We start from the raw sequence: 17,370 nt of genomic DNA, 5'->3' as shown, positions 1-17,370 counted from the left end.
TTTATTCCTGAATAAAGTTATAAGTTCTTTCATTTATTAAATTACCATCTTTATCAACCTGCTTTATCAATCTTCCATAATCATCATAGATGTTTTTTACTGTAAATCCGTTGTTATCTATAAAATTGTTTGTCTCGTAATAATTATTAAAAGTCTTACCGGTTAATCTTGTAAATCTTGGTTTAACCCATAACTCATCTATATAATCAGCACCAGCCGGTTTTGTAATAATTACAGTTCCTCCACCATGACTATAGGAATTAAACAACCATTTATTATCTTTAAAATACCAATAAGATATTATATACTTTTTGGGATATGTACCTATATTCAATGTAGAACCGGTAAATACTTTTTTTCCAGTATAAGCATTAGTTACATCCAAATAACCAGTGCCGGACTGGTTTTCAAAACTAGTTCTATATGAGCTAAATCTACCTGTAGAACTGTGAGCCTCTATAGTTGTATTAATTGAATAAGGATTTGTATCATTACTTCTATAGTACTTTACAATTTTCTTTGAATCCAGATGCTCAATGAATTCTATTTTCCCATTTGAATCATAAAAATAATTTACCGTATTCAATAAAGGCCCAATTTGAAGTAACCCTCCTTGATAATACGGTGTAAAATTCGATTCGCTATAAAAAGTATTATTAGAATTTTTAATAACTGATGATGAGCTCTTGATTTTACCATCACTCAAGTATTGATAAAAAGTAGAATTCTTAAGAATCCAACCATTGCTTCCTTGATAAGTCCAATTTGACTCGTCAGATATCAAAGTTTTGCTTTCATTATTAAATAGCTGTAAATCTGTAAGTCCAGCAGTAGGAGAAAAATACTCAATTAAGTAATTTATCTTTTTCTTTGAAACAGGTAAATTATTAGTGGAACTAATTATCTCTTTAATTCTTAACCCATTAAATAAACCACTATTTTCACCATAATACACAAACTCCTTTTTGGTATTTAAAATTTGCCCTAGTTCATTGTCATACTCATAATTTTCAATAGACCTTAAAGGCTGTTCTTTTTTGTAAATACTCCTAAATGACACACCAGATGAATTCACGAGATAACTTCCACTACAATTTTGTAGTTGATAATTATCTGCTAATCGAGCTTGAATACTAGAAATATCGAATAAATCGTAATTACGCACTTCTTTCATTAATTGTCTTTCAACAGAACCATTTAGAGCATAATTATAATCTTTATAGACATCTTTTTGAGTTAGTAATGGTGTTCTTATATAACTCTTAAAATTTGAACGGAAAAGATACTCAGTCCTCAAGCTCACATCAGCTACTTCATTTGGACCAAAATAAGTACCAACATCTTGTCCTATATACTTTCTGGAAATAATTTTCTTGAAAAAATTACCAGTTTTTTGATACATATTTTGATTTTCAGACTCCCTATCAAAATCATATAGCTCTTTCAAATCGCTATTTACACTTGAATATCCCGGAGCACTACTATATCTAATCAAATCTAATTCAGGATTATCCTTTCTCGTTCCAAATCCTAAATATTCTTCATATTGGTATGTTGTAACAATATTTTGACCAGCTTCCGGTGTTTTTGTTATTTTCGATATTTTTAACCCTCCACCATAGTAATCACTATCCGCGTTCAACTGATAGTCAAACTCTGTAACACCTCCTAAATTATTGGTAACTTTTTTAAGCACACCATGCTTTATTGCATTCAAATTAGGTTTTCTATCACCGCCATTGTACAAAATACTGGAACCACATCTCTTATAACTAATAGGAAACAAAGCAGTATTATTTGCGGCATTAAAATAACCATGAGTATCAATATCCTTAATCATGAATAAAGGAGAGTAATTGTTTAAATTATATCCGCTGTCGAAATATTCAAACTCTTTAATTTTTATAGCAGAATCATCATTCAATACTTTAGAGTATTTATATATTCTTGAAAGTAGAGGTCTATTATTATATGCTAAATCGTATTCAAAACTATATCGTGTTATGTAATCACCATTATTGTTTTTAACAATTATCTCATTTAAAATTGGAAGGGTATAAGAAGCATATCCGCTTTGAGGAGGATAGGTGACATATGAATATAAAAATTCTATTCTCTCTTTTGGGGTTATAATTTCGCTTACTTCTAGGGAATTCTCATCAACAAATGCATAATCGGAATATGTCATAAACGCATAACTGTTTGAAGAAGATTTATAACCCGTTTCAAAATAATGATGATTACTGTATTCCCTGGCTACATAATTAATTATTACTTCGTCATTTGAATGATTAGATTTAATTTTTTTTACATAAAAATCTTTAGTGTACTTATCATTATACCCACCATTCCTTGTAATGGTCTGATTCATTGGTCCCCCAACAAAACTATATGTATTACCATTTTCTTCATTAATATCAAACACTACGTCATCGTAATTATTTGTACCATAATTGATATTATTAAAATAGTTATCAATTGTAAAATTTTGATTTGAGTCAAGGAAATAAGGTTCAAGGGTTAAAACATTTCCTGGAAACGTCTTACTATAAGTAAACAAAGCGGATAGACCGTTAGAAGTGCTGAGATTGAAAAAATCAGGTGTTTGATCAACATTATAATTTGAAACATCATTATTATAAAACCAGCCAGCATGTGAGGTGTCATTATCAGCCGGCATATATTCATCAGGAATTTGATTCAAAATCCGGGTGATTTTCCCAATGTCATTGAATTTCCATCCTAACCCAAGCGGTCCTGGTGCTTCCGTTGCTTTAAAACCGTTATGATTATAATAAATCTCAATAGGTAAATTAAGCCCGTCAAGCTTAATCTCATACAACGTAATTCGTTCACCAATATTATTTACCTCATTTTCATTATCAATAAGTGGGTCCATCGGTGCTTCTTGAGAAAAGGCCTTTATAACCACAAAAAAAAGTACTAAAAATAAATTTTTCTTCATTTTTAAATTATAGATTATTTGTAAGCGCAAACTTATAGATTAATATTAATTTTTTAAATTATAAGAACATCATTTTTTTGTAAATTGTAAAAAACTGTTTTGTTTTACACACATAAACAACTTTTGCAAATATTGTTTCAAACTACCCAATCGCACTACTCAACTGAAACATCGGCAGGTACATTGCAATAAGCAAAACAGCGACAATCAAACCTACAAGAACAATTATGAAAGGTTCCAAAACGGTGGACATAATTTTAGATTGTTGGGTAACTTCCTGATTGTATTGTTCACTCAGCTGTTTGAAGACATATTCCGTTTCGTTGGTTTCCTCGGCAACTTTTACCAAGGAGATAATTCTGTTATCAAAAATTGGGTTATCTCTTAAGCTGTCACTTAAACTGTTACCTTTCAGGATTTGCTCTTCGACTTTTTCCAAAGCATCCTGAAGCGGTACGAACCTGATCATTTTTCTTACCAACTGTATACTGTTCAGCACAGGTACTTTTGCTGATGTCAATAAGGTTACAGCCTGTGTAAACTGAGCTAAATAAACCTTGTTTGTAAAAGCGCCCAGAATAGGCACTTTAAGCAGTAAAAAGTGCAACTTTCGTTTTAACTGCTGATTGTTCTTAAAAGTATTTCCCAAAAAAAACAAACCCGCAATTACTACCAGAAAATAAACCCCGTAGGATTGGGTTACTGAAGACAGCTTCAAAATCACCTTTGTTAACCACGGTAATTCCATATTGTTTTGCTTAAAAATATCCTCAAACATCGGCACAACATAACTCAGCATAAATATCACTACCAATAATGCTGTACTTAAAACAATCGCCGGATAGGTCAAAGCAGCTACTACAATTCTTTGCTGTTCATTTTTTCGCTCATAAAATTTACCAAGTTCATTGCAAACCTGAGCGGTAGTACCTGTTTCTTCACCAATTTTTAAGGAATAATATTCGTACTCAGAAAAATCTTTGATTTTGTGGATTGCCTCAGAAAAAAGATTTCCATGAATAACATCGTCCAGAATAGTCTGAATCATCTTTTTATCTGTTTCCTTCTTCTGGGATTCACCAATTAGGGTTAGCCCTTCTTTTAAGGTAACTCCGGCATTGAGCAGAACGGAAAGCTCCTGAAAAAAAGACTGTTTCTTTTTTGCGTTAAATCCAGCCCCAAAAAGGGTTATCTCTTTTTTAAGAAATTTATCCAAAGAGTTCCTCTGATCTTTATTTTCAGCTGACACTTCCTTGTTTATGCTATCCAGTTTAAAACCCATTTCCGCTATTCATATAAAAGTTAACATCCTGATTTTTAAAAACAAAAATATCATAATCCGGTAATTCCTGCTCGGCTAACAATTTGATAGCATCAATATTACGCTCTTGAGCTTTTGTTCCTTCAAAAAAAACATCCAAAACTTTCAGCTTTACTTTAATTGTATCCTGCTGCCTCATTACCAAATCGTCATAAAAAACATACTGTATGGAGTCTATCTCTGATTTCATTTGTAGTTTACGATTACGAGCATCAAAAGTTATGTTACCGTATTCGTGAAAATCCTGCCATAATTTTTGTTCAAACAGGGCCAGTTCTACAGATTTGTCATAATTTTTCCGGATAAGATGTATTTGTTTCTGAACCAGGCGAAGTACACTGAAAGCCAAACCAACCACGATGGCGGTTATAACCATAACTACCAGAATTTCAGACAATGTAAATGACTTTACTTTAGTTTTCCCCATAAAAACTTTGTTTGACCACTTCCTTTTCCGTGATGTTATTGACTGCCTTAAAAACGAAAAAACCTTTTGATAGATTACCATCTTCTTTTATTTCAATATGCCAGTCTTTGTACTCTTCCGTAAACGGCACAACAAGTTTTCCGGACTGCAATTGATACTCCAACTCGTTCATCCGGGTTTCAACGCCATGGGTGTTTTTGGAAAATGTGCTAAATAAAAGATTGTTAAGAATTAAACTGGCAACAACAAAAATAACCACGATTAAAGCCGTGGCCAATAAGGCTTCAATTAAGGTTGCCGATTTTATTTTTCTTAATAACACCATTTCAATATTGTTTTGGGAGTATCCTTAAACAACAAACCTCCAAAATAATCGAGTTTCTCAAAACCTTGTATATTCCCGTTGAAAATGTGGTTCAGGTAAATCGAACCTCCGGCATTAACAATGAACTGTTGTGTATACACTGTACCTTCCACGCGTCCTTTCAACTCGAAATTACCCATACAATAAACTTGTCCTCTGACCGAAGCTTCTTCCATAAGTACAACTTGAGGTTTAAAATTCGATTCCTGAAGCTCCTTCATGCTGAAATAACAGACATATCCGTCAATGGAAGATCTCTCATCAATGCTAATATTTTTATGCATCTGGTTTTCACTTATTGAATTATCGGCTTCATCCAGAACCACTAAAGCTGAAGGATACTTCAACCTGCATTCTTTACCGACTTTTATCTGTTTTGAAGCAATGGCCTGAAAATTACCTTCAACCCCATCCTCAATTTCAATCTCCGGCGCAACGATGATTACATCTTTTAAAACACTCGATCTTTTTACCCTTATTTGCGTATCCGATTTTATGACAATATTGCCGGTAATCAAATTATCACTTAATGTTATTGGGGTTTTACTGTAAAAATGAATCGTTTTATTTTTAAAGGAATTGAAAGATTTTAACTGCGGGATTTCACTCACATCTTTCATTATTTCATTGCCATTAGTTTTGGAATAAAGCATCAATCTTTCAAAATAACTTTTCTTTAGTTCCGGTAATTTTGTTGTGCTTTTTTTTACTTGCCCGTAAACCAATTGACTCCCATAATAACTTTGCCCCGAAATATAACCGGGCTTAACCCCTTGTGAAGGAAGAAAAACAGTTCCTTTTATCATGGTGTTTCCCACAACCGAAAGAGGGTTTTGATTCTCCTGTAAAAACAATGATGGCGATTGATTCACCTGAACATTTCCTCCCAAAAAAGCTGTTTTCACAAATCGTTTTTTTCGGTGTTCGGCTATTACTGTCGCTTTTTCAAAAAGCCCCCATTGCGATAGGTTGTATTTCAAACTTTGATTACCGGATGAAAACTGATTTAACGTTAAAGTATCTGATAGTACATCCGAATCCTGAAGTAAAAAATTAAAAGCTGAATTTACGATAAGAATATTCGAAATCGCTCCCTTTGACTGCTCTTTGGTATAAAAGAAAGTATACGCATAAAGAATCAATCCGCTTAAAAGTAAAGCAATAAGTACTCCAATAAATACTGTAAACTGAAGAGCTCCGGATTTAATTTTCTTATTCCAATAGCTTATCACTCCTGTTGTAATATTATATTCAATTCCCCTTTGTATTTTACATAGACTGATTTCCTGTCTCCGTCTTTCAAAAAAACTTCTTCCTCGGTATTGCCTTTTTTCATAAGAAAAGTTTTCCCGTTGATTACGAGCATGAAAATTTTTGTCTTGTCTTTTGTATCTGAAACAATACCTTTATAGATAATTTGTGGCCATTGCAAAGTTTCCACTGGTTTTTCAACCTTTTTCTGTTGAGCAACCTTTTTCGTTTTATCAGACGGAACTGTTTCAGAGGAATGTACACGTCCTAAAAAAGGATCGCGAAAATCAGTATCCAAATGAGAAATTGTATCTGTTTTTTTGATTCGCAGGGGTTTGAATTTAACTTCCTGTTGTGGGTCGGTTACAATTTCATCAGAATCGGAAAAAGAGAAAAACTTATAAATAACACTTCCCCATATCAGTAAAACCACAGGGAGCAATATATATATGTTCTTTTTATTTTTCATAATTCATCAAGACTAATTAACCGTAAAACTAAAAACAGTACTCTGGTTACTTTGATTTCCGGCTTGATCGAATGCTTTTACAAACCAGTAATACGTTCCGGAATTCAATGTCACATTGTGAGGACTGGTAGCCTGATTTTTAAACTGCAGATTTGTTAAAGCATTGTTGGTAAAAACATAAATACTGTCTTTCTCAGTACTTCCTGCAATCGCGGCCCTATTCCATTGAAAATCAATATCAGAATCGGTCACGGTTGAATTGTTGGCCGGAATTGTTGGTACCGGCGTATTGGGATTTGTAGTATCCACCAAAGCATTGCGTGAGGAATACATCGTATACTGAGAACCGTTGGTAGCCCGTACGCGCCATTGCAGATTTCCTTCAGGCAATAGAATAGTAAGGCCTGTCCCGGCAATATTCTGATTCTCTATTATGTTATTGTTTGCATCCAAAACCTGAATCTGGTATCCTGTAGCGCCTATAATGGACTGCCATGAAAAGTTCTGGCTAACCTGATTCGTGATTAAATTATTGGCAGGGGTAAGCAAGGTTACAGTATTGCTTGCGAAATCGTCATTGCTGACAATAGTGATATCCCTTGTTGAGTAAACGGTTTCATAACCACTATTTACAGCTTTAACTCTCCACTGATAATTTCCAATATTCAATTGTTGATTGAATGATGTAGCCGAGATAAGTGTATCCAAAACAATTTGTGTGGGATTTACAAAATCGGGTTTGGCTACCTGTAAACGATATTTGGTAGCTCCTTCAACGGCGTCCCATGTAAAAACAACACCGGTATTGTTCAGCATTGCATTGTTGATGGGTGCCACCAGTTCTACTTGTTTGTCTGTAATATCATTTTCCATTAAGATTTCTTCACACGAATGCATTACAAAAATGGAAATAATGAGCGTTGTTATATATACTATCTTCTTCATTTTACTTCGAATTACATATCAAACAAACTTTTCTCTTTTTTCTTCTTGCTCACAAACTTTTGGGTATTCCCTTTACATCCTTCGCATTCTTCTACAATATCAGCGATGTACCACTTCCCTCTTTCATTTACGTTCCAGCAAAATTTCCCTACTTTATAAGCTACTGTAGTTCCTTGTGTAATATCAATCACATCTGACTTTTTCCCTTGTTTATAAAGTTGCAGCGTATATTTCTTATCCAGATTATTGATCAGGTAATAAGTATCTGCCTGTTTGATTTTTGTCAGATCTTCTTTTGTAATTACAACTGCAACATTAGAAACCATTTTCATTTTCCTGGTGTTCTGAACCAATTGTGAAGTCTCCTTATTGTTTTCCGAATTCAGTTCGGTTACAAATCCTGCAACATCCATAACGCTTATTAAAACAAGTTCCGGCTTTACCGGCAAACTGTCGTTATAGACTACTTTTCCCTGATTCTGATTGTATTTTGATTTGGCTTTGTATGCTTTATCCAAAGCCTTTGTAAAAGGAATTGATTCTACCGATACTCTGATTTTATTTTCCAGTTTAGGAAAAGTTCTCGTATTAAAATCGTTTTTCAGACCAAATAAGGATTTTGATTCACCAATGCTTCCTAATTCTAAGATTACTTCAGTCTTTTTATACTGTTCTTGTTTTATTTTAACTGTTTGGCATGAACCTAACAATATCGATATCCCTACAACAAGTAGTTTTTTCATGTACTTAAAAATTTGGGGTAAAAATAGTGATTTGTTTAATACCTGACGTATTAAAATTCTTTATAAACATCCGACAGTTTAACGACAAATCCCTTCAGATTAGAAACGCTATCTTTTTAAACTAAAGTGTCCTTTATACTGCTTACCGTTTTCCCTGGTTACAACAAACCAATAATCCGATGAAGGCAATAACTGCCCATTGAAAGTACCATCCCATCCGTTACTAGTACCGCTAAAATGTTTCAGGATTTTCCCGTAACGGTCAAATATTTGTATACTGAGATTAGGCTCATGATTTGCAAATTTGATTTGCCAAAAATCATTAAAACCATCTGCGTTTGGCGTGAAGAATTTTGGATACATCAGTAAATAAACCTCTTCTGTCTCAATGCCGCATCCTTTCTTATCCCTTACGAAAACGGTAAATTCCCCGCTTAGCAAATTATGAAACTGATTACTGTCCTGATAATTCACGCCATCCAAAGAGTATTCATAATCCCCATCACCGGTAACAAAAACACTGATTGAATTTTGTCCCGATGTCCAATCTGAAATTGCCACCTCGGTTATGGTTGCAATATTGGAATTGTACACTACAAAACTTTTAGTTGTGCTGCAAAGAACATCTCCATAATTATGAGAAACGGTAACAGAATAGTTCCCGGACTCTGAAATAACCGTTGTATTATCTGTATCTCCGTTAGACCATAAATAAGTACTAAAACCATAAGGTGCGGTTACTGTAATTGAGCTTCCTTCACAGATAGAATATGTATCAGTCATATTTAACTGTGGCTCCGGTCTTACAAATAGCTGAAAGGATGTTACGGCATAACACAAACGGCTTATTTTGTTTTCAACTCTTGCATAAATGGTCTCCGGATTCTGAACATTAACATAGTTTAATGGTAATGGGTTTATTCCGCTTTGTGCCTCGCTGATCAACCTGTGATAACTGACACTATATTCCGTAGCTGATTGTGTTCCTAAAACAATTGCGTTTTGAGTACTAAGATCGAATGTTTCATATCCATTGTTTGAACCGTCATCACAAACCGCCAGATTAGAAGGCTGGTTTGCAACAGGCATCTTATAAACCCCTATTTGAAAAGATGTTGTGGCAAAACACAATCGATTCTGATTATTTTCGATTCTGGCGTAAATAGTTTGCGGGTTGCTAAGATTCTGATAATTACCCATAATCGGATTTATGTCGTTATCGGCATCAGTACCTGATAGATGATAAGACACCGTATAGTCAGCTGCTTGCTGGGAGCCTATAATTGCGGTATTGTTGCTACTCAGGTTAAAAAACTCTTTTCCGTCATTACTAACATCATCACAAACAAACATTGCACTTGGCTGATTTGCTATAGGCAAGCGGTTTACAACCAAATTAAAACTCGAAATCACTCTGCAATTTGAATTGCTGATTGCGGAAATGGAATAATAAACCTGCTGTGGATTGATACTATTTGGTATAGGCGTAGTTATCGGATTAGAGTTATTATTCGCATCTGTCTGATTTAAGTAGTATTTAACTTCAAAAATTGCCGATGATTGCCCGTTAAGTACATCAGCTGTTTTTTGCGACAAATCAAATAAGGCAAAACCGTCGTTTGAGGTATCATCACAAATCTGAAAATCTGAAACTGACGAAAGAGTCGGTTGCTGAATTACTTTTAAGATAAATGATGTAGTTGCAAAACAGTTGGCAGCATTATTATTTTCAATTCTTACAAAAACAGTTTCCGTCGGTGCTGCATTTGTATAGGTGAAAGGTAACGGATTTAAATCATTATCAGCATCACTTTGTGAATGATGAAAAGAAACCGAGAAGTTTGTTTGGCTCTGACCGTTTAAAACCTGATTCACCTTTGTAGACAAATCAAACTGCTCTGTATTGTTGTAAGGAGCACTTTCACAGATTACATAATCTGAAGGCTGATTCGCTACAGGCTGCTCATTTAATGTAACTGCAAAACTTGTAATAGCATAACAGCTTCTATTCTGTGCATTAAATATTTTAGCATAAAATGTTCTTGTTCCTATAGACAAAGGGATATTTAACGGTAAAATATTAGTATGATTAACCGCGTCTGCCTGTGTATTGAAATAAGCTATATTAAAGTTTGCAGCGGATTGTCCTCCAAGTAACTGTGCTGTATGATTACTTAAATTATAAGTATCATTATTATTGCCACATATACTGACATTCGTAATGGTATTTGCAACAGGCGTAGTAACGATAACAACATTTTTGGTTTTCACAACTGTTTCGTTAGCAGTGGTTATAGTTGCCGTAACGTTATAGGATCCCGCCAAAGCATAGCTATATGATGGACTGACTGCATTAGAAGTATTACCATCACCAAAATCCCATGATACACTTAAAACCGGTTGTGTGGAACTTATGCTAAAAGATGTTGGATTCCCTAAACAAAATTGTTGAGTTATTATATTTGCTCCAGTATAATAATAATGTCCATAATTGGGAAAACCTTCTCCAGATCGATGAGTAGGACCGCCTAAAAAAACACTATCCGGTACAAAGTCACAGGCAACCCCTAACCCTTCGGGATTATTAATAACACCAAGATAATGGTTATTTTCAGTTGCATAATCAGATGGTTGTGCTACATATATTTTCCCATCCGGCCCCATTTGCAAACCATAAAGAGGGTTAGCCCCTGTATAAACCGTTATTTTACTTGCTTCTACATTTGGAGCTGTCATATCAAACTGACAAATTGTGTTTTCCCATGGATTGGTCATGTATAAATACCTTCCGGAAGAAGAAAATTCCACGCCATAATAACCATCGTGGGAATTTACAGGTGTGTAAAAAAGTGTAAAATTGGAAATAACTCCCGTAGCAGCATTAAAATCCAAAAGTTGAGAGGGTAGCTCCCTACTGACGCACATTAATTTTGTTCCATCCGGAGAAGCTTTTAAATAACCGCTCGAAGACCAATATGGTGACCCGTTATAATATACTCCCAAAGCACTGATTACCGGAGCTGAAATACCTGAGGCTGAAACCAGATAAGCATAAAATTTATTATTCCCCCACTCATGTGCAATAACCCAGGTATCAATTCCGTTGGCATGTTTAACAGCTGTTATTTTTTCGCATGTAACCGGAATAAGTTGCGTAATTGTGGAGGTATCTTCATCTCCCAACCCTCCTCTCAGGTTCATATCTATTTCTACAGACATGAGCCCATGATTTTCAGCAGGATTATAGGAAAATGTTCCTACGGAAAATGCATAATACCTGGAAGGGTTCCCAGGTTTTGGAAGAACAAATACTGATTGGGTTATACCATCGTTCCACCCCAGCGCGGCATTTGGCATAATCGTATGTGTCCTGTCCCATACTGTATTCCCATCAGTATAAAACAACAACTGTCCTGAAGAATCTGATACTACAGCACAGCCCTCAGGAGCATTCATAGCACTATCCAAAAGGAGTGTTGGTGAACCTCCTCCCGTAAAACTTAATCCTGCATGTCTGCCAAAATACCAGATGTTGGCTTCGTTTTGGGAGAAGGTTAATAGTGTAAAAAAAAGAAAATATGATAAAATAAATTGGTTTTTCATAGTAATGAAGTGTTTCACAAAATAATCTTTTACTATATCAAGATAAGTTCAAATAAAAAACTGCAACATTTATATTAGTTATAGTTTTTTATTTTTCTATAAAGGAACAGTCCAACTATCGTAATTGCTTCTATCTTAATACAACTCAAAGTCAAGAATTTTTAAAACACCAAGGGTTGCTAATCAAAATAACTTCAAATTTTAATAATTTTTTGGTTGATAGCCGAATCTACTTTAACTGTCCAATTATTTAATTCAACATATTTTTTGGAGACATAAATTATTTGTTCAATATCATAATTTTCAGAAGGTTTTTTCAACCTCTTCTCGATAATAGAATCTCTATTAAAAACTAAAATTACAATCGTATCATTCTCCAAAAATCTACTTTCCCAATCTCCCTTTCTTATCAATTTCAGACTACTTTTTGGCTTTATTTGATTTACTTTAAAATCAAAATTATCAATAGCTGATTTATCATTTGAATACATTTCAGGCTTAGGAAGCCATAACCTATCCCCTATAACTATAACATGATTTGTATTATTAATTATTCTCAACTTGTCGTCACCTGGATCACAATTAACAAAGACTATAAAAACAAGGAAAAACAATATATTTTTCATAATATTATTTAATTAAAGATTAGTTTAACAAATCATACCCTTTACTACTTTGTAGGAATATTTTGATAATCATTTATTATTAAATCAAAATATATCTGTATTCTTTCAAAAGCATCATATTTTGAAACCCTTCCAATTAAAGGATTATAAGGCTCAACCCCTTTAGCCCTCTCTCTATGATAAAAATCACCTCCGTATAACCAAAATGCTTTAATATTAGCATCCGTTTCCGTATAAAATTCTTCATGAGGGACGCTATAAGATATTTTCCCAAATTGATCTTCTTCAAAATTATTTTCGATTATATTATAAATACTTGGAACACCTACATCTTTTAGATATCCGAAAGTACCTAACTCTCTAATCTGTTCGACATGACCTCTTTCGTGTTGCAATAATTTTTTATCGTAACTCCCTGCAAAAATAACTCCTCCACCATTAAATGTTGGCAAAGTAATTCCTCCACCTCCTAAACTTGGAATTTTATATACTGTTACACCTAATTCTTTTCTATCATGATATCTAATTGCAGGAATACCTATTTCTCTCAAATTGGAACCGTCAACATAACCTCCAATATAACCAGCTTTGTATTGTATTCCATACTTTTTACTTGGATCTGTATTATCTTCAGAAGGATTTCTAACAATACTACCTCTAAGGCCACCAAGAAACCATGAACCAAAAGCTTCCAGCCAAGTATCATATCCCCCATCAGAATCAATCTTATTAATCGGATTGTTTCCCATTCCCATATATGGAGAATGGTACTGTCCATATGGATCTGGATTTAACCAACGACCAATACGTCCGTCCCATAATCGTAATTGAAAAGCCTCCATACCTGTTTCAATGTCTTTTTCCTGCCCCTGGAAAGCATAACGGTAATTCCCGTTTAAAGATGTTCGGCTTGGTAACTGCTCCCCAAAAGAGTAAAAATCAGCATAGGCCAACATTATAGTAAATGGATTTTCCCATAATTCAGGTTTTTTAATGACAGCCCTTACGTTTCCTAAATGATCCTTAAGTTCATAACTTTCTTTACCGGTTGCTTTGTTATAAATTCCTAATCTTGAAGCGCCATAAATTGGTAATTCATTTAACGCTACAACAGAAGAGGCAGGTTTTGTATAAACCGCCATGGTATTACCTGAGGCATCCAGAACATAATAATCCGTAGAAAGCAACTGATTATTTACGGACGGATTGAAACTCTCTTTTTTAATACGAAGTCCAATCTCATTATAATAAAATTTAACAATAGGATTGTTTGTCGTATTTACAGAAACTTTAGTTGTCAAACCTGCTGCATTATACTCATATTTTGCATTATCTTTCACATTCACAGAAAGCCTTCCCAAAACATCATACTGATAGTTATTTGCTCCTTGTCCAGATGATAAATCATGCTCTCCTGTTGAGGCAGCGATTATTGCATCAGTAACGCTTAACAATTGATTATTTCCACTATTATAATTATAGGTTAAATTATCCACTACTGCACCAGTAGCATCGGTTCTTTGTAAAGATGTAATATTTCCATTTTTATCATAAGCAATGCCTTGTTCGTTTAATTTATTTAAAGGAGAAATAGTAGTTGCTGTCGCATTACCATAAGAAGTACCCGTCAACCATTTATTGTTGTTATAGGAATACATAATCCCTTTTTGACTGGCACTGTTAGATAGTGTAACAGCTGCATTTGGATTAGGAACATCTAATGATTTATTTGACCAACGGATAGCTTTAATATTCCCGTCATAATTGTCTGCGCCTGTTGTAGAAGTGGTTATGTTATTAGTAGAACGCAAATAATCTCCATTATAATAATCTATAGTCAAACCAAAAACATCGTTGGAATCACCACCGGGATCTTTAGAAGGATCTAAACTTGGATGATTGATACTCTTTAGCATACCTCCCAAAGTATAGACATAATCTGTGCCTTGTAAACCATTAGCCAGATTAACCCGCTTTAACTTCCCGTCCAGATAATATTCATAATCTGCCTGTTTTTTAAAAGTGTGGTCATTTGTTGAAGTTTCCACAGCTACTAAGACTCCATTTAAATTATATGTATATTGGTGCACAAACATCTCGGAAGCCACATCTTTCTGATAAATCACTTTCTTTACATTCCCGTTAGCATCATATTTATAATGAACAGTCTTCACCCCTAATCCTGTTATGTTCTGTAACATCCACTCCACTCTTCCATAGATATCATAGCTGTACCATGTTGTAGAAGTTGTAGGGTTAAAAGTATGTGTTATTGCTACATTACCAGCGAGATTGTTTTGTTTGTAATTAGATATAGATAAACCAGTTCCTGAAAGCACTGTTGATAATGGCAGAGGGTACTGTGCATCAACTGAATAATTTTCTGGGTAGTCATATATAATTAGCACCCCTTCATAACGGCTCAAACTGTTAGGTAATTGCGCATCTGGAATATCTTTATAAGTGTACCAATCCCCGTCACATATTCCACTTTCAGTAGGTCTACCGTATTCATCATATTCCGTGTATGCCATTGTTGGTGTCCCTGGATTCGTACTTATGTATAAACCTTGCTCATGCATGTCATTATATGAAAAACGGATTTGTCCGTCTTTTCTGTAAGCATAAAGATTATAATCTTGATCAGCTGATGATATCTGAGTTACATTACCTAATGTATCATAATAATAGCCTGTAGAATAATTCATGTGCTGAGGAGCTGCAACAATTGTGGTGTTATGCTGGTAACCTTTTGGCTGAACAACTCTTGTAAGCCGACCTATGGCATTATAATAATTTAAAGAATAATCGTAATAATTAACATTGTAAACAACTCCTAACGCTCCTGAATCATATGTTACCCCTCCTGAAGAAGTCACATATGATTTAGGATTTATAATTGGTGTGGTGACTGCTTCAATGCGGTAAACATTACCTCCAACTAAGGCTCCCGTATACAAATTCCCCGTTTTTAAGTCCCAAACTTTATAATTACTACTGTTTCCAATTAATGTGGCACCTGTTGTATTTGCAGGTATATGAACATCCACATAACCTTGTGTCCCGATTAATGAAACAACCGGATACTGGGTTCCAGATCCTGAACGTGCTGTGGCTAAAGTTTTCCCTTCACCATCAGTAAAAACAACATTTTCAACACCATGAGCATCAATGGAAATAGTCTTATAAAATTTAGTAATCACCTCTTCACCTTGAGCAACTACAAGGCCATTATAATAGTTTTTACCAAAAGCATAGTACATTTCTTGAGCTGCTGGCATTGTGTAGACAAATCCTGTTTTCCATTGTCCGTTAATTTGATTTCCCCCTACCACATTAATAACATTCCCTGGATTTAAAGAATCATAATTATTTTGTGAATAAGGATGTGTAGCCGTTGCCTGAAAAGGCTCTTCCGTATTGTTATCACTATACCTTCTGACTAAAAAATCCGAATATAAAGAAGGTTCGGAAAGAAAATCTACCCTGTCAAAGCCAAAACAACTTGCAACCGGAAATGATTCTTTGTCAATTCTGCCAAAACTATCATAAGTGGTTTCACTTCCCCATACTTTATCTGTCAAAAAATCTTTTGAAAGTGATACTGAAGGTTTACCTAAATCATCAAAATAAGATCTGGATTCTCCTACTCTATTTCCGTTAACATCATAGGAAACCGAATGAGTCCAGTTCAAGTTTTGCTCTGAGAAGTTATAAAAAAGAAAGGGACTGGCAGGTAATAAAGTTACCGAAAAAGGCAAACTAAAAGGTGTAGCTGTAGCAATCTGAATATTCTTGTCCTGAAAATAATAATAATTTTGAGGATCAGCAAGGTATATAGCTTTCAAATAATCATTATTCATGTGTAAAATTGGATTCCCATCACCATCTAATACAGGATTACCATTATTGTCCAATACAGGAACCTCTCCAATTGGGGCGTTAAAAACACCACCATTATAATTACAAAAATAATCGTTAAAATATACCGAAATGGAACTCGTTCCCATGTAGTCCAAAATATCTTGATCTCCTACCGAATCTTGAGGGCCATTTTTATAACTGATTTCATGGATTAGCCTTCCATGATTACTATACAAGGAAACTTTATCCGTATAGTTAAACAATACCATTTTATCCTGCAAAATGATATCGGTTTCATGACCCGCAGCTTGTGGAAATAATTCAACAAATTTTTCTCTGGCACCAATAGCGCTTTCAAAACCGGTATTAGGGGCTTCTTCATAATACCAATTATCATGAGGAGCAGCATAAAATCTTGAAAAGACTATAAGTTTAAACCCTCCCGGCTGGATAACCAAATTAGTATTATCACCATAGAAATCTCTAATTGTATACTCAGTATGATTGTCTTTTATTAACCAACCATTTAAATCAATTTCCTGATCAGACGAATTGAAAAGCTCAATATACTCACCAAAATGGTGGTATTTGCTATCTATAGATTCATTATAATGGGAATCGAAGTAAATCTCAGATATGACTACTGATCCTTTGTTTTCACATTGGGCATTTAACCTTAAAGCAAAAGAAACCGCTATTAAAAAAAATACAAGTTTTTTCATTCTACAGGAATTATTCCATTAATTTTTAAATGATATTTTGTTTGTTTCCCAAATCGTTTTTAACGTAATT

General features: G+C 34.3%; 11 protein-coding genes. All 11 read right to left on the bottom strand.

Features of this window, described 5'->3' with window-relative positions; all coding sequences use genetic code 11:
• Position 1 precedes the first annotated feature (1 nt).
• The 11 genes from ACWPKD_RS00235 to ACWPKD_RS00185 all read right to left on the bottom strand — a co-directional run bounded on the left by ACWPKD_RS00235 (position 2) and on the right by ACWPKD_RS00185 (position 17,300).
• A complete protein-coding gene (locus ACWPKD_RS00235; RefSeq protein WP_455410664.1) occupies positions 2-2,965 on the bottom strand; it encodes a hypothetical protein in 2,964 nt (987 codons plus the stop codon).
• Between the two features lie 142 nt (positions 2,966-3,107).
• On the bottom strand, positions 3,108-4,181 hold the full coding sequence (locus ACWPKD_RS00230; RefSeq protein WP_455410663.1) for a type II secretion system F family protein: 1,074 nt from the start codon (positions 4,179-4,181) through the stop codon (positions 3,108-3,110).
• A gap of 55 nt (positions 4,182-4,236) precedes the next feature.
• Entirely contained in the window at positions 4,237-4,713 is a 477-nt protein-coding gene (locus tag ACWPKD_RS00225; protein WP_455410662.1) for a PulJ/GspJ family protein, read from the bottom strand.
• Positions 4,700-5,038 carry a hypothetical protein gene (locus ACWPKD_RS00220; RefSeq protein ID WP_455410661.1) on the bottom strand — a complete coding sequence of 113 codons (339 nt, stop codon included), beginning with the start codon at positions 5,036-5,038 and terminating at the stop codon, positions 4,700-4,702. Before ACWPKD_RS00220 ends, ACWPKD_RS00225 begins: the two co-directional genes overlap by 14 nt.
• The gene (locus ACWPKD_RS00215; RefSeq protein ID WP_455410660.1) at positions 5,026-6,309 is read right to left on the bottom strand and encodes a hypothetical protein; all 1,284 of its coding nucleotides are present in this window, start codon (positions 6,307-6,309) and stop codon (positions 5,026-5,028) included. The genes ACWPKD_RS00220 and ACWPKD_RS00215 overlap by 13 nt, the downstream gene beginning before the upstream one ends.
• Entirely contained in the window at positions 6,306-6,797 is a 492-nt protein-coding gene (locus tag ACWPKD_RS00210; RefSeq protein ID WP_455410659.1) for a hypothetical protein, read from the bottom strand. The genes ACWPKD_RS00215 and ACWPKD_RS00210 overlap by 4 nt, the downstream gene beginning before the upstream one ends.
• A gap of 12 nt (positions 6,798-6,809) precedes the next feature.
• Complete coding sequence (locus ACWPKD_RS00205) at positions 6,810-7,742, bottom strand: hypothetical protein (protein WP_455410658.1); 933 nt, start codon at positions 7,740-7,742, stop codon at positions 6,810-6,812.
• Positions 7,743-7,753: 11 nt separating this feature from the next.
• Positions 7,754-8,485 carry a hypothetical protein gene (locus ACWPKD_RS00200; protein ID WP_455410657.1) on the bottom strand — a complete coding sequence of 244 codons (732 nt, stop codon included), beginning with the start codon at positions 8,483-8,485 and terminating at the stop codon, positions 7,754-7,756.
• A gap of 108 nt (positions 8,486-8,593) precedes the next feature.
• Entirely contained in the window at positions 8,594-12,088 is a 3,495-nt protein-coding gene (locus tag ACWPKD_RS00195; protein ID WP_455410656.1) for a T9SS type B sorting domain-containing protein, read from the bottom strand.
• A 194-nt stretch (positions 12,089-12,282) separates the two neighbouring features.
• Positions 12,283-12,714 carry a hypothetical protein gene (locus ACWPKD_RS00190; RefSeq protein WP_455410655.1) on the bottom strand — a complete coding sequence of 144 codons (432 nt, stop codon included), beginning with the start codon at positions 12,712-12,714 and terminating at the stop codon, positions 12,283-12,285.
• Between the two features lie 44 nt (positions 12,715-12,758).
• Complete coding sequence (locus ACWPKD_RS00185; RefSeq protein WP_455410654.1) at positions 12,759-17,300, bottom strand: lamin tail domain-containing protein; 4,542 nt, start codon at positions 17,298-17,300, stop codon at positions 12,759-12,761.
• Positions 17,301-17,370 lie beyond the last annotated feature (70 nt).

The organism is Flavobacterium pedocola (assembly GCF_053764385.1).
The sequence above is the reverse complement of the archived record's forward strand: the minus strand, read 5'-3'. Positions and strand labels throughout refer to the sequence as shown.

Coding starts and splice junctions, on each gene's coding strand:
- ACWPKD_RS00235 (WP_455410664.1), bottom strand. CDS start 2,965: ATGAAGAAAAATTTATTTTTAGTACTTTTTTTTGTGGTTATAAAGGCC.
- ACWPKD_RS00225 (WP_455410662.1), bottom strand. CDS start 4,713: ATGGGGAAAACTAAAGTAAAGTCATTTACATTGTCTGAAATTCTGGTA.
- ACWPKD_RS00220 (WP_455410661.1), bottom strand. CDS start 5,038: ATGGTGTTATTAAGAAAAATAAAATCGGCAACCTTAATTGAAGCCTTA.
- ACWPKD_RS00210 (WP_455410659.1), bottom strand. CDS start 6,797: ATGAAAAATAAAAAGAACATATATATATTGCTCCCTGTGGTTTTACTG.
- ACWPKD_RS00205 (WP_455410658.1), bottom strand. CDS start 7,742: ATGAAGAAGATAGTATATATAACAACGCTCATTATTTCCATTTTTGTA.
- ACWPKD_RS00200 (WP_455410657.1), bottom strand. CDS start 8,485: ATGAAAAAACTACTTGTTGTAGGGATATCGATATTGTTAGGTTCATGC.
- ACWPKD_RS00195 (WP_455410656.1), bottom strand. CDS start 12,088: ATGAAAAACCAATTTATTTTATCATATTTTCTTTTTTTTACACTATTA.
- ACWPKD_RS00190 (WP_455410655.1), bottom strand. CDS start 12,714: ATGAAAAATATATTGTTTTTCCTTGTTTTTATAGTCTTTGTTAATTGT.
- ACWPKD_RS00185 (WP_455410654.1), bottom strand. CDS start 17,300: ATGAAAAAACTTGTATTTTTTTTAATAGCGGTTTCTTTTGCTTTAAGG.